This is a genomic window from Ruegeria meonggei (assembly GCF_042768335.1).
Classification (GTDB): Bacteria; Pseudomonadota; Alphaproteobacteria; order Rhodobacterales; family Rhodobacteraceae; genus Ruegeria; species Ruegeria meonggei.
The window spans coordinates 727,719-750,817 of sequence record NZ_JAXHBT010000001.1 but is presented as its reverse complement, the minus strand read 5'-3'; the positions used below and the strand labels follow the sequence as shown (position 1 = coordinate 750,817).

General features: G+C 56.4%; 24 protein-coding genes. 10 read left to right on the top strand and 14 right to left on the bottom strand.

Annotated features, from left to right (window positions below):
- Positions 1-8: 8 nt before the first annotated feature.
- Complete coding sequence (locus SJY13_RS03740) at positions 9-1,271, top strand: glutamate-5-semialdehyde dehydrogenase (RefSeq protein ID WP_377193555.1); 1,263 nt, start codon at positions 9-11, stop codon at positions 1,269-1,271.
- Here the strand turns inward: SJY13_RS03740 and SJY13_RS03735 are convergent.
- Complete coding sequence (locus tag SJY13_RS03735; protein WP_377187830.1) at positions 1,268-1,864, bottom strand: histidine phosphotransferase family protein; 597 nt, start codon at positions 1,862-1,864, stop codon at positions 1,268-1,270. The two genes, SJY13_RS03740 and SJY13_RS03735, sit on opposite strands and share 4 nt — an antisense overlap.
- 42 nt (positions 1,865-1,906) lie before the next feature.
- Here SJY13_RS03735 and SJY13_RS03730 point away from each other — a divergent pair, with 42 nt between their 5' ends.
- From SJY13_RS03730 to tsf, 5 genes are all read left to right on the top strand, one after another.
- The gene (locus SJY13_RS03730; protein ID WP_377187827.1) at positions 1,907-2,089 is read left to right on the top strand and encodes a DUF3553 domain-containing protein; all 183 of its coding nucleotides are present in this window, start codon (positions 1,907-1,909) and stop codon (positions 2,087-2,089) included.
- Positions 2,090-2,186: 97 nt separating this feature from the next.
- Complete coding sequence (locus tag SJY13_RS03725; RefSeq protein WP_377187824.1) at positions 2,187-2,942, top strand: GNAT family N-acetyltransferase; 756 nt, start codon at positions 2,187-2,189, stop codon at positions 2,940-2,942.
- Positions 2,908-3,783 carry a lysophospholipid acyltransferase family protein gene (locus SJY13_RS03720; RefSeq protein WP_377187821.1) on the top strand — a complete coding sequence of 292 codons (876 nt, stop codon included), beginning with the start codon at positions 2,908-2,910 and terminating at the stop codon, positions 3,781-3,783. The genes SJY13_RS03725 and SJY13_RS03720 overlap by 35 nt, the downstream gene beginning before the upstream one ends.
- A gap of 167 nt (positions 3,784-3,950) precedes the next feature.
- The gene (rpsB, locus tag SJY13_RS03715) at positions 3,951-4,754 is read left to right on the top strand and encodes a 30S ribosomal protein S2 (protein WP_085824145.1); all 804 of its coding nucleotides are present in this window, start codon (positions 3,951-3,953) and stop codon (positions 4,752-4,754) included.
- 76 nt (positions 4,755-4,830) lie between these two features.
- Complete coding sequence (gene tsf / locus SJY13_RS03710) at positions 4,831-5,706, top strand: translation elongation factor Ts (protein WP_377187817.1); 876 nt, start codon at positions 4,831-4,833, stop codon at positions 5,704-5,706.
- A gap of 392 nt (positions 5,707-6,098) precedes the next feature.
- On the opposite strand, the gene SJY13_RS03705 is transcribed toward tsf, so the two are convergent.
- The 3 genes from SJY13_RS03705 to SJY13_RS03695 form a co-directional block, all read right to left on the bottom strand.
- Positions 6,099-6,854: an autoinducer binding domain-containing protein gene (locus tag SJY13_RS03705; protein WP_085824147.1), complete on the bottom strand. Its 756-nt coding sequence runs from the start codon at positions 6,852-6,854 to the stop codon at positions 6,099-6,101.
- Positions 6,851-7,300, bottom strand: a complete 450-nt coding sequence (gene aroQ, locus SJY13_RS03700; protein WP_377187814.1) for a type II 3-dehydroquinate dehydratase — start codon at positions 7,298-7,300, stop codon at positions 6,851-6,853. Before aroQ ends, SJY13_RS03705 begins: the two co-directional genes overlap by 4 nt.
- Positions 7,301-7,427: 127 nt before the next feature.
- On the bottom strand, positions 7,428-8,429 hold the full coding sequence (locus tag SJY13_RS03695; RefSeq protein ID WP_377187811.1) for an NADPH:quinone oxidoreductase family protein: 1,002 nt from the start codon (positions 8,427-8,429) through the stop codon (positions 7,428-7,430).
- 132 nt (positions 8,430-8,561) lie between these two features.
- Between SJY13_RS03695 and SJY13_RS03690 the strand changes: the two genes are divergently transcribed.
- Both SJY13_RS03690 and SJY13_RS03685 read left to right on the top strand, forming a co-directional pair.
- Positions 8,562-9,380 (top strand): SDR family oxidoreductase, encoded by an 819-nt coding sequence (locus SJY13_RS03690; RefSeq protein ID WP_085824199.1) that lies wholly within the window; start codon positions 8,562-8,564, stop codon positions 9,378-9,380.
- An 11-nt stretch (positions 9,381-9,391) separates the two neighbouring features.
- Positions 9,392-10,414, top strand: coding sequence for a phosphotransferase (locus SJY13_RS03685; RefSeq protein ID WP_377187807.1), 1,023 nt, complete (start codon positions 9,392-9,394; stop codon positions 10,412-10,414).
- Between the two features lie 23 nt (positions 10,415-10,437).
- On the opposite strand, the gene SJY13_RS03680 is transcribed toward SJY13_RS03685, so the two are convergent.
- Complete coding sequence (locus tag SJY13_RS03680) at positions 10,438-11,043, bottom strand: 2-hydroxychromene-2-carboxylate isomerase (RefSeq protein ID WP_377187804.1); 606 nt, start codon at positions 11,041-11,043, stop codon at positions 10,438-10,440.
- Between the two features lie 182 nt (positions 11,044-11,225).
- Here SJY13_RS03680 and SJY13_RS03675 point away from each other — a divergent pair, with 182 nt between their 5' ends.
- Positions 11,226-12,455, top strand: a complete 1,230-nt coding sequence (locus SJY13_RS03675; protein ID WP_377187801.1) for a serine hydrolase domain-containing protein — start codon at positions 11,226-11,228, stop codon at positions 12,453-12,455.
- Between the two features lie 49 nt (positions 12,456-12,504).
- The gene (locus SJY13_RS03670) at positions 12,505-13,365 is read left to right on the top strand and encodes an acyl-CoA thioesterase (protein WP_377187798.1); all 861 of its coding nucleotides are present in this window, start codon (positions 12,505-12,507) and stop codon (positions 13,363-13,365) included.
- A 5-nt stretch (positions 13,366-13,370) separates the two neighbouring features.
- Here the strand turns inward: SJY13_RS03670 and SJY13_RS03665 are convergent, their stop codons facing one another.
- The 9 genes from SJY13_RS03665 to SJY13_RS03625 form a co-directional block, all read right to left on the bottom strand.
- Positions 13,371-14,138, bottom strand: a complete 768-nt coding sequence (locus SJY13_RS03665; protein WP_377187795.1) for an SDR family oxidoreductase — start codon at positions 14,136-14,138, stop codon at positions 13,371-13,373.
- Positions 14,139-14,258: 120 nt separating this feature from the next.
- The gene (locus SJY13_RS03660; RefSeq protein ID WP_377187792.1) at positions 14,259-15,488 is read right to left on the bottom strand and encodes an acyl-CoA dehydrogenase; all 1,230 of its coding nucleotides are present in this window, start codon (positions 15,486-15,488) and stop codon (positions 14,259-14,261) included.
- Between the two features lie 128 nt (positions 15,489-15,616).
- Positions 15,617-16,306, bottom strand: coding sequence for a phosphate regulon transcriptional regulator PhoB (gene phoB, locus SJY13_RS03655; RefSeq protein ID WP_085824156.1), 690 nt, complete (start codon positions 16,304-16,306; stop codon positions 15,617-15,619).
- Between the two features lie 12 nt (positions 16,307-16,318).
- The gene (phoU, locus tag SJY13_RS03650) at positions 16,319-17,020 is read right to left on the bottom strand and encodes a phosphate signaling complex protein PhoU (protein ID WP_085824157.1); all 702 of its coding nucleotides are present in this window, start codon (positions 17,018-17,020) and stop codon (positions 16,319-16,321) included.
- A 16-nt stretch (positions 17,021-17,036) separates the two neighbouring features.
- Complete coding sequence (gene pstB, locus SJY13_RS03645) at positions 17,037-17,834, bottom strand: phosphate ABC transporter ATP-binding protein PstB (RefSeq protein ID WP_085824200.1); 798 nt, start codon at positions 17,832-17,834, stop codon at positions 17,037-17,039.
- A gap of 12 nt (positions 17,835-17,846) precedes the next feature.
- Positions 17,847-19,208, bottom strand: a complete 1,362-nt coding sequence (gene pstA, locus SJY13_RS03640) for a phosphate ABC transporter permease PstA (RefSeq protein ID WP_377187787.1) — start codon at positions 19,206-19,208, stop codon at positions 17,847-17,849.
- A complete protein-coding gene (pstC, locus tag SJY13_RS03635) occupies positions 19,205-20,677 on the bottom strand; it encodes a phosphate ABC transporter permease subunit PstC (protein ID WP_377187784.1) in 1,473 nt (490 codons plus the stop codon). The genes pstA and pstC overlap by 4 nt, the downstream gene beginning before the upstream one ends.
- Positions 20,678-20,759: 82 nt before the next feature.
- A complete protein-coding gene (locus SJY13_RS03630) occupies positions 20,760-21,815 on the bottom strand; it encodes a substrate-binding domain-containing protein (RefSeq protein ID WP_377187781.1) in 1,056 nt (351 codons plus the stop codon).
- A gap of 206 nt (positions 21,816-22,021) precedes the next feature.
- Complete coding sequence (locus SJY13_RS03625; RefSeq protein WP_377187778.1) at positions 22,022-23,068, bottom strand: ATP-binding protein; 1,047 nt, start codon at positions 23,066-23,068, stop codon at positions 22,022-22,024.
- Positions 23,069-23,099: the final 31 nt, after the last annotated feature.

Genomic DNA, 23,099 nt, shown 5'->3' with positions numbered 1-23,099 from the left:
CACATGAGATGAAGGATTTCGACAACATTCCCACCATGATGGCCGATCTTGGGAAGCGCGCCAAAGCGGCCTCGGCTGATCTGGCCTTTGCCAGTGCCGAGCGCAAGCATGCCGCGCTGATCGCGGCAGCGGATGCGGTTTGGGCCAACCGGGCACAGATCATCAAAGCCAACCAGAAAGATCTGGATTTTGGCCGCGACAAGGGCCTGAGCCCGGCGATGATGGATCGCCTGATGCTGGATGAAGCCCGCGTTCAGGGCATGGTCGACGGGCTGCGCACCGTTGCTGATCAAGCCGATCCCGTGGGCGAAGTGCTGACCGAATGGGACATGCCTACAGGCCTGAACATTCAGCGCGTGCGTACTCCGCTGGGCGTCATCGGTGTGATCTATGAAAGCCGCCCCAACGTGACGGCTGACGCGGGCGCCTTGTGCCTGAAATCCGGCAATGCGGTCATTCTGCGCGGTGGGTCTGAAAGCTTCCACTCTTCCGGGGCCATCCACGCCTGTCTGGTCGAAGGATTGAAGGCTGCGAACCTGCCCGAGGACGCGATCCAACTGGTGCCCACTCGGGATCGTGCGGCGGTTCAGGAATTGTTGACCATGACCGACTATGTCGACGTCATTGTCCCGCGCGGTGGCAAAGGGCTGGTCGGGTTGGTACAGCGCGAAGCCCGTGTGCCGGTTTTTGCCCATCTCGAAGGCATCGTGCATATCTATGTCGACAAGGCGGCTGATCCCCGGAAAACACTGGATGTCGTGCTAAACGCCAAGACCCGCCGCACCGGTATTTGCGGCGCGGCTGAATGCCTGCTAATCCATCAAGACGTGGTGGAAACGCTGGGCAGGGATGTTATTGCATCCCTTCTTGCCGCGGGGGTCGAGGTTCATGCCAATGGTCAATTGGACGTGGATGGTGTGGTTGAGGCAACTGCCGACGATTGGGGCAAGGAATTCCTCGACAGCGTTATTGCTGCAAAGCCCGTCGCGGATATCGACGCGGCGATTGCCCATATCCGCCAGTATGGGTCCAATCACACCGATTGCATCTTGACCGAGGATCCGGACGCCGCCGCCCGTTTTTTTGAACGACTCGACAGCGCGATCCTGATGCACAACGCGTCAACCCAGTTTGCCGATGGTGGTGAGTTCGGGATGGGCGCTGAAATTGGCATCGCCACTGGAAAGATGCACGCACGAGGCCCGGTAGGGGCGGCGCAGCTGACCAGCTTCAAGTACCTTGTGCGCGGGAACGGAACGGTTCGGGCTTAAAACCGGATCGTAACGCGGGTTGAGGTGGTTTCCGCCGCAACCCGCCGTCCCATCGCCGTGGCGCTTTCGGGCAGCAGGGCGAACTGCACCTGAGAAGGCGTCACAGGTTTGGCAAAATGCCCCGAAGGCAGGCTTTTCCAGAGATCATTATCCACATTGAGCTTGTCGGCGGATCCGGTAATGGTCCAGCTTTCGCCCGCATGATCAATCGTAACTTCGCCACCAAACGGCATCGCGCTTTCACAGCACATCAGCGCCAGAAACGCCAGTTTGACCTGGTTGCGCGGCACGGCCTCAGTCAGGTGCCAGTTTACTCGCACAGGACCGGCCCGTTCGACATCCTTCAGCAACGCGGTCACCTCGGCCCGGCCCAAGGGCTGATCGCCGGCTGACCCGAAAGCCACGCGGAAGAAACGAATTCTGGCCCCGGCACTGCCGACACTGCCCGAGATCAGCTCCATCTCGGGTCCCTGAACCGCACCAACCATTTCAAGCAGCTCAAGACCATTGGTGATCGCCCCGATGGGGCTGATAAGATCGTGACAGATCCGCGAGCCGATCAACTCGGCCAGGTTGACGTCTGAGTCGCGCATGCGTACCTCCTGCTTCATCTGCCGCTGGACCGGAGCCCTTGCATGACAGACCTTATTGCCATTTTCGCACCGGGCATGTTTGTCCGCCACCCCGATTATCCCGACTGGGGCGTTGGACAGGTGCAGTCCAACATCGGGGGCAAGATCACCGTGAATTTTCGCGAGCAGGGAAAAGTGGTGATTGACGGAACGCGCATCGCCCTGATGCCGGTCTTTGATCCGTGAAACTGGTTTAGGAAAGGTTAACGTCACGGGATTTCGCCCGTGTTGCCATCTGCCCGAGAACTGCGGTATCAGCGCGCAAACAAGAACGGAATTTCTGATGTCGGATGCAGGCCCATCCTTTACCGTCAAACTCGCCGAGACTGAGGCCGAACTGCGTGCTGCGCAGCGGCTTCGCTATGACGTGTTTGTGCGCGAACTGGGTAGCGGAGGAGTGATGGTCGATCACGATGCAGGGCTGGAACAGGACAGGTTCGATCCTCACTTTGACCACATGCTGGCGATTGATGACCTAACCGGTGAAACAATTGGTGTTTACAGACTGTTACCGGGTGAACGTGCCGAAGAATTGGGCCAGTTTTATTCCGAAGATGAATACGACCTGAGCATCCTCAAACAAAGCGGCCGCAAGCTGCTGGAGCTTGGTCGCTCGTGCCTGCACGCCAACTACCGTGGTGGCACGGCCATGTATCACCTTTGGAACGGTTTGGCCGCTTACGTTGCCGAGCGAGAGATCGAAGTGCTGTTTGGCGTGGCCAGTTTCCACGGCACCAACCTGCACGACCTGGCGCAACCCTTGTCGATGTTGCACCACAACCACTTGGCACCACCTGACCTGCGTGTGAAGGCCCAGCCGGACAGGTATCAGAACATGAACCTTGTTGCGCCCGAAGACCTGGACCGCCGCGCCGCAATGGTGCAGGTGCCGTCGCTAATCAAAGCCTATCTGCGGTTGGGCGGGTTTGTGGGAGAGGGCGCCTTTATCGACCATGCGTTCAACACCACTGATGTGTGCCTGATCCTGGACACCGCCCGCATGAATGAGCGCCAGCGTCGTATCTATAGTGGGGCGTAATCCGGTGAGCGATCAATCCTGGCAAAGCGAAGATGCGCCCGATCCAATCGAGCTTGGCGTAATCGGGTGGGGGCTGGTGATCTTGCGTGGCCTGCCGCTAGCCCTTTTGGTGACTAGCGGTCTGATCCTGTTGCTGACCGTCCGCCTGGTCGAACGTCCGATCTACGGTCCACGCCGACCGATCACACCCTTCATCAGCCAGTTTGTCTGCCGCAACGCGTTTCGCATTCTGGGCGTCGGGTTCCGAACCTCGGGTGACTTGATGCAAGAACGCGGGGCCGTGGTGGCCAATCACTCCTCGTGGCTGGATATTTTTGCGCTGAACGCCCGCAAACGGGTCTTTTTTGTCTCGAAGGCCGAGGTTGCGAAATGGCCCGGTATCGGCTGGCTGGCACGCGCGACCGGCACAGTGTTTATCGAGCGTGACCGCAAGAAGGCGCGCGAGCAAACAAAGGTGTTTGAGGAACGTTTGACCGCTGGGCACAAACTGCTGTTCTTCCCCGAGGGCACCTCCACGGACGGATTGCGGATTTTGCCATTTAAAACAACGCTGTTCGCGGCGTTCTTTTCAGATGAACTGCGCAATTTCATGTATGTTCAACCGGTTTCCGTGGTCTTCCATGCCCCGAAGGGGCAGCCCGACCGGTTCTATGGTTGGTGGGGCGATATGGAGTTTGCCCCGCATCTGTTAAAGACTCTGGGCGCGCGTCGGCAAGGCTCGGTCGAGTTGATCTATCACACGCCCGCCAAGGTCAGCGACTTTGACAGCCGCAAGGCGTTGGCTGCCCATTGCGAAGCCGTCGTGCGCCACGCACATACCTTGGCACGGCTTGAAAAATAGGGGCATTTGGCCCTTGCGCTGCATGTCAACCTGCCGTATACGCGCGCCATTCAATCCCGCAGGCGGGGTTTGGGCTTTGTAGGGGAGACATCCTTATCTGGCCCGCCGGTTGGAGCATCCGCTTCTTTCACCCCCGCCGAGGCGTAAACCGGAAAAGGAAATAAAGCATGGCTCTTCCCGAGTTCACCATGCGTCAGCTGCTGGAAGCTGGCGTACACTTTGGTCACCAGACACAGCGTTGGAATCCCCGCATGGGCCCGTTCATCTACGGCTCGCGCAATGGTATCCACATCATGGACCTGACCCAGACCGTTCCGATGCTGGACCAGGCGCTGCAGGCTGTTCGTGACACCGTCGCAAAAGGTGGCCGCGTTCTGTTCGTCGGCACCAAGCGTCAGGCTGCTCAGCCAATCGCAGACGCTGCTGAAAAGTCTGCTCAGTACTACATGAACCACCGCTGGCTGGGTGGCACGTTGACCAACTGGAAAACCGTTTCCCAGTCGATCAACCGTCTGAACCAGATCGACGAAGCCATGGAAGCCGGTGCCGAAGGCCTGACCAAGAAAGAGCGTCTGGGCATGGAACGTGACCAGATCAAGCTGCAGGCATCCCTGGGCGGTATCCGCGAAATGGGCGGCGTTCCGGACCTTCTGTTCGTCATTGACGTCAAAAAAGAAGCACTGGCCATTGCCGAAGCCAACAAGCTGGGTATCCCAGTTGTAGCAATCGTCGACACCAACTGCTCACCTGATGGTGTTGATTACATCATTCCCGGCAACGATGACGCAGCGCGCGCCATTTCTCTGTATTGCGATCTTGTCGCGCGTGCCGCTCTGGACGGTATGACCGCTCAGATGGGTGCCGCCGGAGTTGACTTGGGCGCGTTCGAAGAAGCTCCGGTTGAAGAAGCCGTTGCAGAAGAGCCTGCCGCTGCAGAAGAAGCCGCGCCGGAAGCCAAGGCCGAAGCGTAAGCTGCCCGTCACGTAAATGACATATGGGGCAGGGTAGGCCTGCCCCAATTCCGTTTGAATTGAGGAGAGCCAAGAGATGGCAATCACAGCAGCAATGGTGAAACAACTGCGCGACACAACCGGCGCAGGCATGATGGACGCAAAGAAGGCGCTGACCGAAACCGGCGGCAACATGGACGAAGCCGTCGATTGGCTGCGCACCAAAGGCCTGGCCAAAGCGGCCAAGAAATCGGGCCGTACCGCAGCCGAAGGTCTGGTTGCTGTTCACGTCAATGACGGCACCGGTGTTGCTGTCGAAGTGAACTCGGAAACCGACTTTGTTGGCAAAAACGCCGAGTTTCAGGAAATGGTCGGCAAGATCGCCTTTGCCGCAGAAGGCGTCGACAATGTCGAAGCTTTGCTGGCGGCCGATCTGGGCGGCAAATCCGTTGCAGACACGCTGACCGACAAAATCGCCACCATCGGCGAAAACATGTCGGTCCGCCGTATGTCCAAGCTGTCGGGCGACACGGTTGTGTCCTACGTCCATAACGCAGCCACCAACGGCATGGGTAAAATCGGCGTTCTGGTCGCTCTGTCCGGTGGTGACGAAGCGATCGGCAAACAGATTGCGATGCATATCGCAGCTGTGAACCCTGCTGCCCTGTCCGAGGCGGACATGGACCCAGCTGTAGTCGAGAAGGAAAAACAGGTTCAGATGGACATCGCCCGCGAATCCGGCAAGCCGGAGCAGGTGATCGAAAAGATGATCGTTGGCCGCATGAAGAAATTCGTCGCGGAATCGACATTGCTGAACCAGGCGTTTGTTGTGAACCCTGACCTGACCGTCGAAGCCGCTGCCAAAGAAGCTGGCACAACCATCACTGGCTTTGTACGTCTGGAAGTTGGCGAAGGCATCGTTGTCGAAAAAGAAGACTTCGCCGCCGAAGTTGCCAAGGCCGCACAAGGCTAAGTGGTTTTTCCCGGGCGTCGAAAGGCGCTCGCGTGCATCTAACCAGACCGGTTACGCAGCTGCGTAACCGGTTTTTTTGTGCGTTTCAGTCATATGGAAACAAAAAGGGACGCCGAAGCGTCCACATCTATCACACGTTTGGATTGAGGGGCCCCGCAAGATGGGGATGGTCGAGGCCCCCCAAAATTCCGACAAAGGTACGTGGACGAATAGACGCCCCTGTGTCAGAGCAACCGGAGAGCCTTGGAATTGCAAAGATCCGATCAAAACGTTCCCTGGCTAAAGCCACCACTCACGGAACAATATTACTTTGCAATTCGGGTTCAGATTTGGAAAGTCATGATTTCCTTACCCTAGGTAAATTGACGCAGCTTAGCGTCAATTTTGATGGCTCAGGCCTCGACGACAAACATCTGGTTTTGCAGCGATGCTTTCAAAACGGCCTGTGCCGTCGTCTCAACCGAAAGCGAATCGCGCGCCAGCCTCAGGTGCTTTTCCACGGTCGCCGCCGTCAGTCCCATCAACAAGGCGATATCCTGCGTGGTCTTGCCATCACCAACCCATTGCAATGCCTCGCGCTGTCGTTTGGTCAGCGCGCGGTTCGGCGCGTTGTAGGGCAGGGTGAGGATCTTCAAATGCGCGACATTGTTCATCAACAGGATATCGTCACCATGTTCCGCCCAGATCTCATCCACCTCTGCCTGTGTCAGCGTGTCACGCGCAGACAGAGAAATCGCGCCTTTCGACCGCATGGATACCGACGTGAAGCTGACCGTGTATCCGGAAATGACCTTCTTGGACTTGTTGAATTCAATAACCGCACGTTCTTTCGGGGTCAGAGTGCCCGCCGACATCTGATCCTGCGTCATCTTCCAGCTCGCCGCACCTTCGTTCTGCAGTGCCCACTTCAACATCGGGGCATGGAAATACAATCCACCCCGGAGAAAACCGTCCAGGTATTCCTGTCCATGGTTCGTCAGAATCACAAAGTCTTCAGGATCACCCAAAGATGTTTCAGTGCGATACTGGGTGTACCCGTAAAGAAGCCGAATGAACCCGTACTTTGCCATTTGCCGGCAATGCGCATCCCAAAGCTCTTCCAGCGTCTTTGTATAGCTGAGGAAGTGAAGGTATTCGCTCAGCTTCATCCAACCCCTCCGCGTTTCAGATGCGCCGACAGGGCGTCCAGCGCCAGTACATAGCTCTGCGCCCCAAAGCCGCTGATCTGCCCGACGGCGACCTTCGAGATGTAGGATTTGTGGCGAAACGACTCGCGCGCATGGATGTTGGACAGATGCACCTCGATCACCGGAAGCTCGACCGATGCAATCGCGTCCATCAAGGCGATCGACGTATGCGTATAGGCTCCGGCATTCAGAACGATCCCGTCATGCACGCCCTTGGCAGCGTGAATAGCGTCAATCAGGGCACCTTCGTGGTTGGATTGAAGACACGACACATCAAAGCCAAGAGAAGCTCCGTGGCTTTGGCACAAATCTTCAACCATCTTCAACGTGGTGCTACCGTAAACCTCAGGCTGACGCGTCCCCAGAAGGTTAAGGTTCGGACCATTCAAAATCAGAGCTTTTTGCATTATTTCACCGTTCCCATAACAGGTTGATAAACGCGAATTGGTGGGAATGTCTACCGGTCCGCGCACTCATGAAGCGAACGCCGCCCAGCAGACACCCCATATGTCGAGTTTTCACTTGGTGATTTGCTCAGACCTCATCCAGCGTGACGACTATTTTTCCAAGCGCTGAGCGGTCGGCCAAATGAACCAACGCCTCAGCCGCACGGTCTAGTGAGTATCTGGCACTGATCTGAGGCTTGACCTGACCGCTCGCGTACAACCCAAACAATTCACTTACATTTTCGGCATGCCCCTTGGGATCACGGAAAACCGACGCCCCCCAGAATACACCCACGATCTGACAGCCTTTCAACAACGGCAAGTTCAGCGGAACCTTGGGAATTCCGGCCGGAAATCCGACAACAAGGTAACGACCGTTCCAGGCCATGCTACGTAGCGCGGGTTCAGCATAGTCGCCACCCACCGCGTCATAGACGACGTCCACGCCTTCTCCGCCCGCCAAGGCTTTGATTTCCGAAGAAAGCGCCTTTTGCGCGTCCCTGTCCATGTCACGCGCATATACGATTGTCTCGTCCGCGCCGATCTTACGGCAGAATTCCGCTTTGTCCGGCGAAGACACCGCTGCAATCACGCGTGCGCCCATCGCCTTGCCAAGCTCAATCGCAGCCGATCCAACACCGCCGGCGGCGCCAAGGATAAGCAGGGTTTCCCCCTGTCGAATGGCAGCGCGATCCTTCAGTGCATGGTAGGAAGTGCCGTAGGTAAAGATGAAACAGGCGGCTTCCTCGAACGGTATCGTTTCAGGAAACTTCACTGCCATCTTGGCCTTGAGCGTCAGATGCGTGGCAAAGCCCCCATGACCGGTCAGCGCAAGAACACGGTCGCCCACCTCAAACCCGCTCACACCGTCACCAACCGCCTGAACCACGCCCGCGATCTCGCCCCCCGGTGCAAAAGGTCGCGGCGGTTTGATCTGGTACAGATCCCGGATCATCAGCGTATCGGGGAAATTAACACCGGCCGCCTTAACCGCAACCAGCAATTCACCCTTGCCTGGCACAGGATCGGGCAGGGTGGTCAATTCCAGAGTTTCCGGTCCACCCGGAGCGACGCTGAGTAAAGCTTGCATATCTGGCCTGATGTCCTTGTTATTTGTTCAGAAGGACCTTTGGCGCGGCAGCGGGTGTTGTCAAGAATTCAGGGTGATGCAAATCTGATCACCATCACCCAAGCGCCAATAATCAAAAATGAGGAGCAGACCATGACCCCCGAAACGCTTTTTTCATTGCAGGGCAAGACCGCTCTTGTAACCGGTGGCGCCACGGGAATTGGGCGCATGGCCGCCGAGGCACTGGTGCGCGCCGGCGCGCGGGTCCTTATTGCTTCGCGCAAAGCAGAGGCATGCGAGGCCGTTGCAGATGAGTTGAACGAATTGGACGCCCCCGGCAGCGCTGAAGGGTTCGGCGGGGATGTCGGCACGAAAGAGGGGATCGATGCTCTGGTGTCGGAAGTTATAGGCCGAACGCAACGCCTTGATATTCTGATGAATAACGCGGGTGTATCCTGGGGTGCACCAATGGGGCAATTCCCTTATGACGCGTGGGATAAGGTCATGTCCGTCAACGTTGCGGGTATTTTCGACCTGTCCCAAAAACTGCTGCCGATGTTGATGAAATCAGGCACACCCGATGATCCAGCCCGCGTGGTCAATGTTGGCTCGGTCATGGGGGAGGTTCCGATGGGTGATGGCGCCTATAGCTACTCCGCTTCTAAAGCAGCCGTTCTGCATCTGACCAAGATCATGGCAAAAGAACTGGCGCCCTATCACGTCACCGTAAACGCACTGGCCCCCGGGCCGTTTGTGTCGCGCATGACCGCGTTTGCGACCGCTGACGAAGGCACCCGTGACAAAGTGGGCAAGTCGGTGCCCCTGGGCCGCGTCGGACGTGACGAGGACATCGCCGGATGTATGCTGTTCCTTTGCGGCCAGGGCGGCAGTTACATCACCGGGGCCGTGATCCCCGTATCCGGCGGCATCAACGTGGTGACGGCCGGTAACATTTTTGCCGAAGCGCTTTAGGGGCCTGAGGGATGACCGATAACACCGCACTGGATCTGCCCGCCATCGACGCCTATCTCAGCGCGCATCTCGACGGTTACAATGGCCCACTCAAAGCGACAAAGTTCGACGTCGGCCAATCTAACCCGACCTTTGAGCTGCGCACACCAGCCAAGAAATACGTATTACGCCGAAAGCCACCAGGCGTTCTCTTGAAGTCCGCCCACGCAGTAGACCGTGAATACCGCGTGCAAACAGCCCTCACGGGCACCAAGGTTCCAGTCCCCAAGATGTATCTTTTATGCGAGGATAGCACCGTAATAGGCTCTGATTTCTACATCATGGAGCGCCTTGATGGGCGCACTTTTCTTGAGCCCACGATGGAAGGTCAAAGCGTTGAAACGCGCAAAGCTATAATGGACGAAATGAACCGGGTTCTGGCCGAGTTGCATATGGTTGACGTCGACGCAGTCGGACTTTCGGATTACGGCCCGCCCGGCAATTACTTTGAGCGTCAAATCGGGCGCTGGACCAAACAGTACCGTGCCTCGGAAACAACTCAGATACCCGATATGGACGCGCTGATCACGACGCTTGAACAGTCGGTGCCTGCGGATGACGGGCAGCGTACGCTCGTGCACGGTGACTATCGCATCGACAATCTGATGTTCGCAAAAGACGGAACCAACTGCCTAGGTGTTCTGGACTGGGAGCTTTCGACAATCGGTCACCCCTACGCAGATCTGGCAGCCGTCATTATGCAATGGCAGATGCCGCCCGGCAAAGAAGGGCGCGGCCTGGCCGGAATTGACCGAGCAAATCTGGGCCTGCCGTCAGACCAAGCCTTTATCGAGCAGTATTGCCAGCGAAGGGGACTGCCGGGGATCGACAAATTCGGCTTCTACCTTGCCTTTAATTTCTTTCGCATGGCGGGGATTCTGCAAGGAGTCTATAAACGCGCGCTGGATGGCAACGCGTCAGACCCAAAACGAGCACAAGTTTTTGGGGCTTATGTACCTATGTTCGCGCGGCACGGTCTGGCCGCACTGAAATAAGAAAACGAATATAGAGCAAGCGATCACGCCAAACGTTTCAACTCGAGGTTTAGGTTCCCAAGGCTGTTTTTGCCAAAGAACATCTCGTTTTGGACGAACATGGTAGGCACACCGAAAACGCCTTTTTTGACCGCAGCTTTCGTTTGATCCTTGAGCTGCTGTTTGATGTCCACATTGGTCATGGCCTCGCGCATCTTGCGTACGGGTAGGTCGTTTTCACGCAGGATTTCGGACAATACGCTCAGATCATCCACTTTTTGACCATGCACCCATATAGCATCAAATATGGCGTCTATATATTTGGCTTCCCAAGGTTTTCCAGATGCAAAGACAGCACCTCGCATTGCAAACTTGGTATCCACGGGAAAGTGAGGGCTCATATGAAAACTCACTTTTCGCGCACGCGCAAACCTGTGCAGATCATGAGTGAGATAGGCGGTCTTCTGGCGGTTCTCGGAAAACGCCTGAAACGGGCTTTGGTTGTTCGTCACTTTGAAAATCGTCGCCAACAATGCTGGAACATAGTGCACATATGCGCCGTGCTTTTTGGCAAGGGCTGGCAGTGCCTTGTAGGCAAGATAGGCGTTAGGGCTACAGAAATCATACACAAAATCAATTTGTTGCGCCATGTTTCTCCTCCGACGTGTGATCAAGGAAACCGCACGAACTCGTATTCACCGATTCTGTTCCCAAGCTAGTGTATCAGGATGGCGGAAGAATTCGCTGAGATTATAGGGTCGTTGCGCGGATTTCCCTGTCAATTCAGCGGATAAGCCCGCAAAATCCTGATAATCAGCAAAGGGTCAAATCTATGGGCAGTCAATCAGCGTTCGACACAGGGCGGTTAACCCGCACTTGCAGCTGGATGCAGCGCTATGTCGACCAAAGGAAATACGCGGGCAGTTCGCTTTTGGTGAAACATAACGGGTCCGAGGTTTTCTACTACGCCTGCGGTCACCGCAGCGTGGAACAGGACTTGCCATTTGAACGCGATACCATAGTGCGCATTTACTCAATGACCAAACCGGTCACAACGGTCGCGTTGATGATGTTGGTGGAACAGGGCCTGGTACATCTGGACGCCAGACTTTCGGACATCCTGCCCGAATTCAACAGCATGCAAGCGCTGATCAGCGGCGCAGAACGATTGGATCAGACAGAGGTTGCGCCGTCGCCAACCCTACATCAGTTGCTGACGCATACCAGTGGTTTCAGCTATCCATTCAATCCGGGTCTCCTGCCTGAGGCGATGGATGAAGTTGACCTTCTTTTCAAGCCAAACCAAGGTGTTTTGGCAGATCGTGTAAGTGATTTGACCAACCTTCCACTGGCCTTTCAACCCGGCACCCGCTGGGAATATTCGGTCGGCATCGACGTGATCGGCAGAGTTGTCGAGGTAATCTCGGGCCAACCTCTCGACCAGTTTTTTACGCAGAAAATCCTTGATCCCCTTGGGATGCATGACACCGGCTTTTCAATCCCGTCGGGGGCAAGGGACCGGTTTGCCTCGCTTTATACGCCTTTGGCTGGGGACATGATGGAATTGAACGCCGCTGAAACCGGCGATGACACATTGCGGCTTGTAGATGAAGCGGGCAGCTCTCCGTTTGAAAACACCACCACTTTTTCCGGGGGCGGCGGGCTGGTCAGCACACTCGATGACTACTCGCGTTTCGCTGAAATGCTGCGCAATCATGGGGTGGGAAATGGTCATAGGTTATTAGGATCGAAGACCATAGAGTTCATGTTATGTAACCACTTACCGGGCGACATTGCATCAATGGGGCCGCAGAGTTTTGCCGAACAACCGATGAATGGCACAGGTTTTGGTTTGGGGGGTGCTGTCGTGATTGACCCGGGTCGGGCAGGGGTTCCGGGCTCGGTTGGCGATTTCAGCTGGGGCGGCATGGCGTCGACCTTTTTCTGGATCGATTGCGTCAACGACCTGAGCGTTGTCTTCCTAACCCAGCTGTCACCCTCCAGCTCTTATCCATCCCGGGCCGAGCTCAAAGCGCTTGTCCTTGGGGCAATGATTGAATGACGCCGTAAGCGCTGATATCCCACACAGACACCCAACCGGAGAACCGATCATGACCGAAGCAGAACGCGTCCTTCTGGACCTTTTGGACATCGAACGGCTTGAGGTAGATCTGTTCCGGGGCACCGGGTCAGGCGGTGAAACGCCAATGCGAATTTTTGGTGGGCAGGTCATCGCGCAAGCCCTGGCAGCGGCGTATCGAACGGTGGATGACCGCCTATGCCATTCGCTGCACGCCTATTTCATTCGCCCAGGTGATCCTTCTATTCCTGTTATTTATCAGGTTGATAGGGCACGGGATGGAGGTTCTTTTACCACCCGCCGCGTGGTCGCCATTCAGCACGGCAAACAGATCCTTAACATGTCAGCATCATTCCACATTCAGGACGAAGGTTGGGACCATCACCACCAAATGCCTCGGATGGAGGCTCCGGAAACTTATCCGTCCCGGGCGGATTTACGTATGCAATACGTGGATCAGGTGCCGGAAAAGCTGCGCGGAGAGCTTTTACGTGACCGTCCAATCGAAGTGCGCGAAGCAAGCCACCTAAATCCTTTCAACCCCGAGAAATCGGATGATCGAAACCAGGTCTGGTTTCGCATGAATGCCGCCACCAACGCGGATCAGGTAACTCAACACCTGTTATTGGCCTATGCCTCTGATATGTATCTCATGAGCTCTGGCATGCGGCCGCATGGGCTCAGCTGGTTCACTGGCGAAGTCAACGGGGCCAGCCTGGATCACGCGTTGTGGTTCCATGCGCCGGTACATTTTGAGAACTGGCATCTTTACTCGATGGATTCGCCATGGGGCGGACGAGGGCGCAGCTTTAACCGGGGCTCAATTTATGCGCAGGACGGAACGTTGATTGCTTCGGTCGCACAGGAAGGGTTGATGCGCAAAGCGCAATAACAGCTTTAACTGCCTTCAACAAACTTTTGATTTAACTTGCGCATTCCGCCAAGCCAACGCTCATAATCTGCGGATTTGTGGCGCATATAGTCCAAAACCTGCGGATGCGGCAAAATAAGAAACTGTTCCGTTTCAATGGCTTCAACACAGGCCTGCGCCACGTGTTCAGGTTCCAGCATGCCGTCTATGGACGCAACCGAGGCCTCGTGGCCGCGCGTCATTTCTGACCGAACGGCCTGCGGGCACAAAACGGACACACGCAGGCCTTTATGGCCGTAAGTAAGTGAAAGCCATTCTGCAAAACCAACAGCCGCGTGTTTTGTAACCCCATAAGGCGCGGCGCCGGGTTGGTTCAACAAACCAGCCGCCGATGCGGTTGTCATGATGTAACCGCCGCCGCGTTCCAACATCCGCGGCACCAGATGACGCGCTGTCCATACATGGGACATGACGTTGATCTTCCAAATGCGATCCCAGTCTTCGTCCGGAACCTCCAGACCACCAAGCGTCAAAATCCCGGCATTGGCGCAGAACAGATCAATGGGTCTGATGTTATCCTCGACAGTATCAATCAGATCTTTGACATTGGCTTCGTCCGAGACGTCACAGCGCAGAGCATGTCCACCTATAGCCGCAGCAACGCGATGCGCGCCGTCTTCGTCGATATCCGCGCAGACGACGATCGCACCTTCGTTGGAAAACCGTTCGGCCAGTCCTTTGCCGATACCACCAGCTGCGCCAGTAATTACGACCGTTTTACCGTTCAGGTTCATCAGAAACTCCGCGCCATTCGTTCAGGACCTGATCGTAAGGCATTGGCAGCATTTGGGAAGTGGCAAACCTTGCATGGTATTTATTTACCATAATACCAATTACACGATTTTTCATACACCTCAATAGAAGGCTTGCATCCCGGTTTGCGCCCGTCCCAGGATCAGCGCATGTACGTCGTGCGTACCCTCATACGTATTCACAGTCTCCAGATTTACCATGTGCCGGATGACATGGAATTCAAGTGAGATTCCATTTCCGCCATGCATGTCACGCGCCATACGCGCAATCTCCAGCGCTTTGCCGCAATTGTTGCGCTTGATGACCGAAATCATCTCTGGCGCGGCTTCGGCCTGATCCATCAAGCGTCCGACTCGCAAACTGCCCTGAAGACCCAAGGCGATTTCCGTTTGCATGTCTGCCAGCTTGCGTTGAAACAACTGCGTTTGTGCCAGAGGTTTGTCGAACTGTTTGCGATCCAAACCGTATTGACGTGCACCGTGCCAACAGCTTTCGGCCGCACCCATCACGCCCCAACTGATGCCATAGCGCGCGCGGTTCAGACACCCGAACGGACCTTTCAGCCCCTGGACATGCGGCAACAACGCGCTGTCGTCGACTTCGACGCCTTCCAGTACAATCTCGCCTGTGATCGACGCACGCAGGCTCATCTTGTTTTGAATCTTTGGCGCGCTCAGACCTTTGACGCCTTTTTCCAGAACAAAGCCGCGAATTTTGCCGTCATGCGCATCCGATTTGGCCCAGACAACAAACACGTCGGCAATTGGTGAATTTGAGATCCACATCTTACTGCCGGTCAGCCGATATCCACCGTCTATCTTTTCGGCCCGGGTTTTCATCCCAGCGGGGTCAGAGCCCGCATCCGCCTCTGTTAGGCCGAAACATCCGATCCACTCACCGCTGGCCAGTTTCGGCAGGTATTTCCGTCGCTGTTCTTCGCTGCCATAAGCAAAGATCGGATACATCACCAACGAGCTTTGAACGGACATCATCGAGCGGTAACCGGAATCCACACGCTCAACTTCGCGTGCGACCAGGCCATAGGACACGTACCCTGCCCCCAGCCCGCCGTATTCTTCGGGGATCGTGGTGCCCAGCAGGCCCATTTCGCCCATTTCGCGGAAAATATCCGGGTCGGTCTCTTCGTTTTGGAATGCGTCTGTCACCCGTGGCTGCAGCTTTTCCTGAGCGTAAGCGTTGGCGCTGGCGGCGATCATGCGTTCGTCCTCGCTCAGCTGATCTGACAGGCGAAACGGGTCATCCCATGCGAACGCGCCCATGTCTGGTGCGTCTTTGGCACGCAATGTCGGCTTGGTGTCAGGGGCGTTCATAATGCTTCTCCGGGCTGTCTGCTTCGCCGCAAACTAACCCGACGCAACGGTAAAAAACAGTAAGAGTTTTGCATCCTACCATGAGCAAAACTCATAGCCTTATGCCCACACCCCTGCCCCGATGTGGTTCAGCCCAATGCGTAGCCAGCACCGCGTACTGTGCGCACAGGATCTTCGCCGCCATGTTGCGTCAATGCCTTGCGCAAACGACCGATGTGGACGTCCACGGTACGGGTATCGACATAGATGTCGCGCCCCCACACCCTGTCCAGCAATTGCTCTCGGCTCCAGACGCGGCCCGGTTTTTCCATAAAGGTGCTCAGCAGGCGAAACTCGGTTGGCCCAAGCTTGAGAGGTTTGCTGTCGCGGCTGACCTTATGGGTTTCGGAATCCAAGATGATATCGTCAAATTCCAAGCGAATCCCAACGGTTGCAGGACGGACCCTGCGCAGCTGTGTGCGCACCCGTGCCATCAACTCGACCACTGAATACGGTTTGACCACATAGTCATCCGCACCGGTTTCCAGCCCCCGAACCTTGTCGACCTCTTCCGAGCGGGCGGATAGCATGATGATGGGAATAGACCGCGTATCAGGGCGGGTTTTCAAACGGCGGCAGACCTCGATGCCACTGAGGTTCGGCATCATCCAGTCCAGTACGATGATGTCCGGGCTTTCCTCATCTACCAACAGAATGGCTTCATCGCCGCTGGCCGCTTTGGACACCCGAAATCCTTCCGCTTCGAGGTTGTAGGCCAGCACTTCCCGCTGGGCCAGTTCATCCTCGACAACCAGAACGGTTGGCTGATCAGCAGACATGTCCCTCGTCTCCTATGCCGATTGCGACGTGATGTCGGCCTTTGGGCGCGCCTCGGTCGGTCGCTCACCGGTCACCAAATACACCACCTGTTCCGCAATCGCGGTCACGTGATCACCCATGCGTTCGATATTCTTGGCGATGAAATGCAGGTGCATACACGAGGAAATGTTGCGCGGGTCCTCGGCCATGAAGGTCAGGAATTCGCGAAACAGCCCATTATACATCTGGTCCACTTCTTCGTCGCGTTCTATCACATCAGCAGCCAGTTCAGCATCGCGCTGAATATAAGCATCCAGCGCATCGCGTAGCATCCGCTCAACTTCGCGCGCCATACGACGCAGAGCAGCAGCACTGCCGTTGATCTCGCCGGCGTTGACCAGAACCGTAGTGCGCTTGGCGATATTCTTGGAGTAATCACCGATGCGTTCAAGGTTGGCCGAGACCTTCAGCACGGACAGCACCAGACGCAGGTCGCTGGCCGTTGGCGCGCGCAGGGCAATCAGGCGGGCCGTTTCCTCGTTGATCAGCTCTTCGAGCGCGTCGATGGCTTTGTCACCTTGACGCACCTCTTGCGCCAGTTCCTCGTCCCGCGTTTCAAGCGACCGGGCTGAGCTTATGATGGCGGCTTCAACCAGCCCGCCCATCTTCATGATATGGGCCTGGATCGCCTCGAGATCCCGGTCGAACGCAGATGCAATATGTTGTTCGGTCATCAGAATATACCTGTGCTCAGCCGATACGGCCAGTGATGTAACTTTCGGTGCGGGGATCTTCGGGGTTGGTAAAGATCTGCCCGGTCTCACCGTATTCAACGAGATTACCCAGATGGAAAAACGCTGTTTTCTGGCTGACCCGCGCGGCCTGTTGCATCGAGTGGGTCACAATCACGACCGAATAGCGCGAGCGCAGGTCGTCGATCAGTTCCTCGACCTGAGCGGTTGCAATCGGGTCCAGAGCCGAGCACGGCTCGTCCATCAGCAGAACCTCGGGCTCGGTCGCCACCGCGCGGGCAATACACAGACGCTGTTGCTGACCGCCCGACAGGCCGGTGCCCGGTGCGTCCAGGCGGTCTTTGACCTCATCCCAGATCGCACCACGGCGCAGGGATTTTTCGACAATCTCATCCAGTTCCGCCTTGTTCCGGGCAAGGCCATGGATGCGCGGGCCGTATGCGACGTTGTCATAAATCGACTTGGGGAACGGGTTGGGTTTCTGGAACACCATGCCGACCTTGGCGCGCAGTTGAACAGGGTCAACGCGTTTGTCATAGATATCCTCACCGTCAAGCAGGATATCGCCCTGTACCCGGCAGATGTCGATCGTGTCGTTCATCCGGTTCAGACACCGCAGGAATGTCGACTTACCACAGCCTGACGGGCCGATAAACGCGGTCACGGTCTTGTCTTCGATTTCAACATCCACGTCCTTGATGGCATGGGTATCGCCGTAATGGACCTGAACCTTGTTCGCGGCGATCTTGATTGCTTTGGAGTCCACGGTTCTCTCCACTCGTGTCATATCATTCATAATAGCACCCATCTACCAGCGGCGTTCAAAGCGGCGGCGCAGGATGACCGCAATGGTGTTCATTGTGACGAGGAAGATCAACAGGATGATGATGCCCCCCCATGCGCGTTCGTAAAAGGCCGGGTCGGCGCGCTTGGACCATTCATAGATCTGCGCAGGCATCGCTGAGTTTGGCGACAAGAAACCTGCAACCACGCCGTCTGGAGCGTTCGAGGCGATAAAGCCTACCATCCCGATCAGCAGCAGCGGCGCAGTTTCTCCAAGTGCCTGCGCCAGGCCAATGATCGTACCGGTTAGAATACCGGGCGCGGCCAGCGGCAGAACATGGTGGAACACCGCCTGCATTTTCGAGGCCCCTACCCCAAGCGCCGCATCGCGGATCGATGGCGGCACGGCCTTTAGCGAGGCCCGGGTCGAGATGATGATTGTCGGCAGTGTCATCAGCGTCAGCACCAGCCCCCCCACCAGCGGAGCTGATGTCGGCAGATGCATATAGTTGATGAACACGGCCAGACCAAGGATACCAAACACGATGGACGGCACCGCAGCCAGGTTCGAGATGTTCACCTCGATGATGTCAGTCAGCCGGTTCTGCGGCGCGAACTCTTCAAGATAGATCGAAGCCGCAACGCCAATCGGCAGTGCCAACGCCAGCACCACAAACATCATGAACAACGAGCCCAGCATCGCCACACCAATCCCCGCAGCCTCGGGCCGTTGATCCGAGGCATCAGTGCCAAAGATAAAGTCCGGATTGAAGGCCTTGTATAGCACTCCGGCGTTCCGCAATTGGTCAACGAAATCCAGTTGTTCGACCGAAATTCCCTTGTCGTTTGCAATCAACTCACGGCTGACACGACCTTTCATGTAGCCATCGACGCGGCTGTTGACCAAGAACCTAAAGCTGACGGTTTCGCCGATCTTGCCGGGGTTGGCGATGACATAGTTCCTGAGCTCAGCCTGTGCCGCCTTGGACAGGATCTTGCCCATCTCCTTAGGGGTCAGTTCAGACTGAATGCCCAGCTTTTCCACTTCGCTTTCCAATGCCGAGGCGATCAGAGGCGCATAGCCAAAGGTTGAAACCTTTTTGATATCCTCGATATTGCGGTTGCCCTTCTTGTCCAACTTGTCGGCTTTCAGCTCGACATTCAGATCAAGAAAGCTCTGTTGGAACGCGCCGGTTCCGGCGGTTACGATATTGGTCACAAGCACGACCAGCATCAGCAGGCCGATACCGATGGCGACAATCCCGTAGAACTTGAACCGGGTCTCGGCTGCGTTGCGCTTTTTGGTTCGCGCGTCCATTTTGAACAGCGATCCGCTTTTGGGCTTGGCAGTCGGAGTGGCTTCGGACGATTGGGAAAAATCGGTCATTCGTACTGCTCCCGGTATTTGCGTACGATGTAGAGAGCAAAGATATTCAGCCCCAGCGTGATGATGAACAGGGTCAAACCCAGCGCAAAGGCCACCAATGTCTCGGGACTGGCGAAATCCGTGTCACCGGTCAGCTGACTGACGATACGGGTGGTGATTGTTGTCATTGCCTCGAACGGGTTGCCCGAGAATTTGGCGATTGCGCCCGCGGCCATCACCACGATCATCGTCTCACCAATTGCGCGGCTTGCGGCCAGAAGGATGGCACCCACGATCCCCGGCAAGGCAGCGGGCAGGATGACACTGCGTACGGTTTCGGAATGAGTCGCACCCAATCCAAGCGAGCCGTCGCGCATCGATTGCGGAACTGCGTTGATAATGTCGTCCGACAGCGAGGATACAAACGGGATCAGCATGATGCCCATGACCAAACCGGCAGTCAGAACCGCATTGGAGCTGGCCATCCAACCGACACCCAGCATCCCACCGTCCCCGAACATGGACACCAGCGCAGGACCCACTGTCAGCAAGGCAAACAGACCGTAAACGATTGTCGGAATACCCGCCAGGATCTCAAGCAATGGCTTGGCAACCGAACGGGTCGCGCCAGACGCGTATTCCGACAAATAAATCGCCGCGAACAGTCCGATGGGGACTGCGACCAACAGGGCGATCAATGAAATATAGAGAGTGCCCCACAACAATGGAAGGATTGACAGTTCACTTCCGCCGCGAAAATTCGGAGCCCATGTGCCGCCAAAAAAGAAATCCTTCCAGGAATGCAACTGGAAGAAGTTCATCGTCTCGAACACCATCGACAGAACAATTCCCACCGTGGTCAGGATGGCAATGGAAGCGGCCAGCAGCAAAAGAGCCAGAACCCCCTGCTCGACCACGTTGCGGGCCCGAAATTCCTTGTGCGTTCGGATATAGGCAAATGCCGCCCCCAACAGCGCAAGGGACAGAACAACCACTTGCATGGCGACCGATCCGGTCGTGGTCATGCTTCGGTATTTCTGCGCCGCAACCAGAATGGGCTGAGTGATGTCTTGGGTCAGTACCTGACCGGCATCTTTCAGCGTCTGCGTAAGTTCTTCGATATCGGCATCCGCGTTCGAGGCCTGAGCCTGTGAAATGGCTCCGGCGGCCACGGCACCATCCAAACCATCCGAAACGCGGCGTACCTCGCTCATGACCAGACCGCGGTCTGCGCCCTCAGGCAGGGCCTGATCGGGGATCAGACCCGATACGGTGCTGTTCACGATCATCGGTTGCACCAGCAGCCAGATCATCAGCAGACCCAACGCAGGAACCAAAGCGGTCAGGGCAACGTTGTAGCCATAGTAAGAGGGAAGAGAATGCAATTCGCGGACATTGCCGCCGGCACTTGAAAGTGCGCGGGATCGGCCCGTGAAATATCCAATCACTGCCAGCGCAAGCAGGATAAGCAACAACCAGGAAATCGCCATGAGAGCTCCGTGGGGATGGCAGTACGAGAGTCAAAAAGAACCGGGGCGCAAAGTTATCGCCCCGGTTCTGTTCGTATGGTTATTAAGAACCGCCGCCCAGGACGGTCTCGTTTGCAACGGCTTCCTGAACTTTTACCAGCTCAGGGTCCGAGACCAGGCCGTATTCGGCCAACGGGCCGTCGGGGCCAGCAATCTCGTCCGCAACGAAGAATTCGGCGTATTCTTTCAGGCCGGGGATCACGCCGATATGCGCCTTCTTGACGTAGAAGAACAGCGGGCGCGAGACCGGGTATTCGCCGGTGGAGATGGATTCAGTCGAAGGAACGATACCCGACATGGTCGCAACCTGCAGCTTGTCGGTGTTGTTCTCGTAGAACGCCAGACCAAAGACACCAATGCCGTCCTTGTTGCTGTCGATACGGGCCAATGTCTCGGTATAGTCGCCGTCAATGTCGACCGATACACCATCGGTCCGCAGCGCGATACAGGCTTTCTCGGCAGCTTTTTTCTTGGCTTTGTCGTTGTCGCCTTCGGCAGCGGCCAGGTAAGCATCGAAGTCACCCAGGTGCTCACAGCCTGCAAGGATCACCTTGTCTTCGAACACTTCGCGGGTGCCGTGCTTGGTGCCAGGGATGAAGGCAGCGATCGGCTGCGCCGGGAACGCAGGGTTCACGTCGGCCCAGGTTTTGTTCGGGTTGTCGACCAGCTGGCCGTCAACAACAATCTGAGCGGACAGAGCGTTGTACCAATCTTCGGGCGTAAACTCGAACGAGTTGCCGTTGATGTCGGATGCGAAAACGATGCCGTCATAACCGATCTGAACTTCGATGATGTCGGTCACACCCGCATCGGCACAAGCTTTGATTTCTTTTTCACGGATCTGACGCGACGCGTTCGCAACGTCGATTGTATTTTCGCCAACACCTTCACAGAAACGCTTGAGGCCAGCAGAAGACCCACCCGATTCTACAACCGGTGTCGGGAAGTCAAAGTTTTCACCGAAGGCTTCTGCAACGATCGAAGCGTAAGGCAGAACGGTTGACGAACCTGCAACCTGTACTTGGTCACGCGCAGTGGCGGTGGTGGCCGATACGGCCGCGATGGCCAGGGCCGAAGCCGACAGTTTTACAAAGGACATTTCAGTCTCCTTGAGAATTATAGGTAGTGATCATCCCCATGATGATCTTGCGCACACCACTAAGAGGCAGGCGTAAGTGTTTTGTGACAGGTGTGTAACAGCTTTATGACACTGTCCGATAAAATGGACTGTTCCTGCGCAAAGCAGCCATGCGACTATTACATAGGATGTGGTGCCGTACTTTGGTGACCCGGGGGTATTTACGTCTATCGAGGCAGAATAACTGTAAAAACAGCGCCTTTGCCCAAATCGCTTTCCACCCGTAGGCGTCCGCGGTGACGATTGATAATGTGTTTCACAATCGCAAGCCCCAGACCGGTTCCGCCCAGCTCTCGGGACCTGTGACTGTCGGCGCGATAGAACCGCTCGGTCAGCCGGGGCAAGTGAGTCGCATCAATGCCCGGACCTTTGTCGATGATCTGTACCCGAACTGCGGGTCCACGCATCGCCGTATCCCGATCAGAGGACAATACGCGCACTTCGACACTACCGCCGCTGCCCCCGTATTTGATCGCGTTTTCAATCAGGTTGGTGAACACCTGACGCAACTGATCGCTGTCACCGGTCAAAGACACCGGGCCATCAGGGGCGTTCAGTGTCAGCACCACGCTGGACGCCTCGGCCAGCGGCCGCAGATTGTTCAACGTGGATTGCAACAGCGCCGTCAGTTCAAGCTGTTCCCGGGGGCGGATGCGTTCCTCGCTTTCAACCCGGTTCAGAGACAGCAAATCCCCAACAAGCCGATTCATGCGGTTTGCTTCATCCATCATGATCTGAAGAAACCGCTCGCGGGCAGAGACGTCATCACGGGCAGGTCCGCGCAGCGTTTCGATAAATCCCATCAGAGCAGTCAGCGGCGTGCGCAGCTCGTGGCTGACATTGGCCACAAAGTCGCGCCGCATCTGACTGGCATGTTCCAGATGGGTAACGTCCTGAAACACCACCAGGACCGCACCACCGGACACAGCGCCCACCCCGTTCATATACCGGCATTCAACTTCGAACGTGGTGTCCTGTGCGCCATCGTTGGACAGGTGCCGAGTTCTTGCCTGGCCTTTGGTGCGCAGGCTTTGCTCCATCGCTTCGATCACCTGCGGCTGCCTGAGGATCGTTGCAAAATGGCGGCCGGTGATGTTTTGGCCCAGCAAGGTTCTGGCGTCCGTGTTGGCGGCGATGATCCGCTCTGTCTGATCCACCATAAGAGTCGGCATCGGAACAGCCGATACAACTTCGGCGAGCAGTTCGTTTGACATGAGCTAATTCTCGTGTGGTTTCGCAGATCGC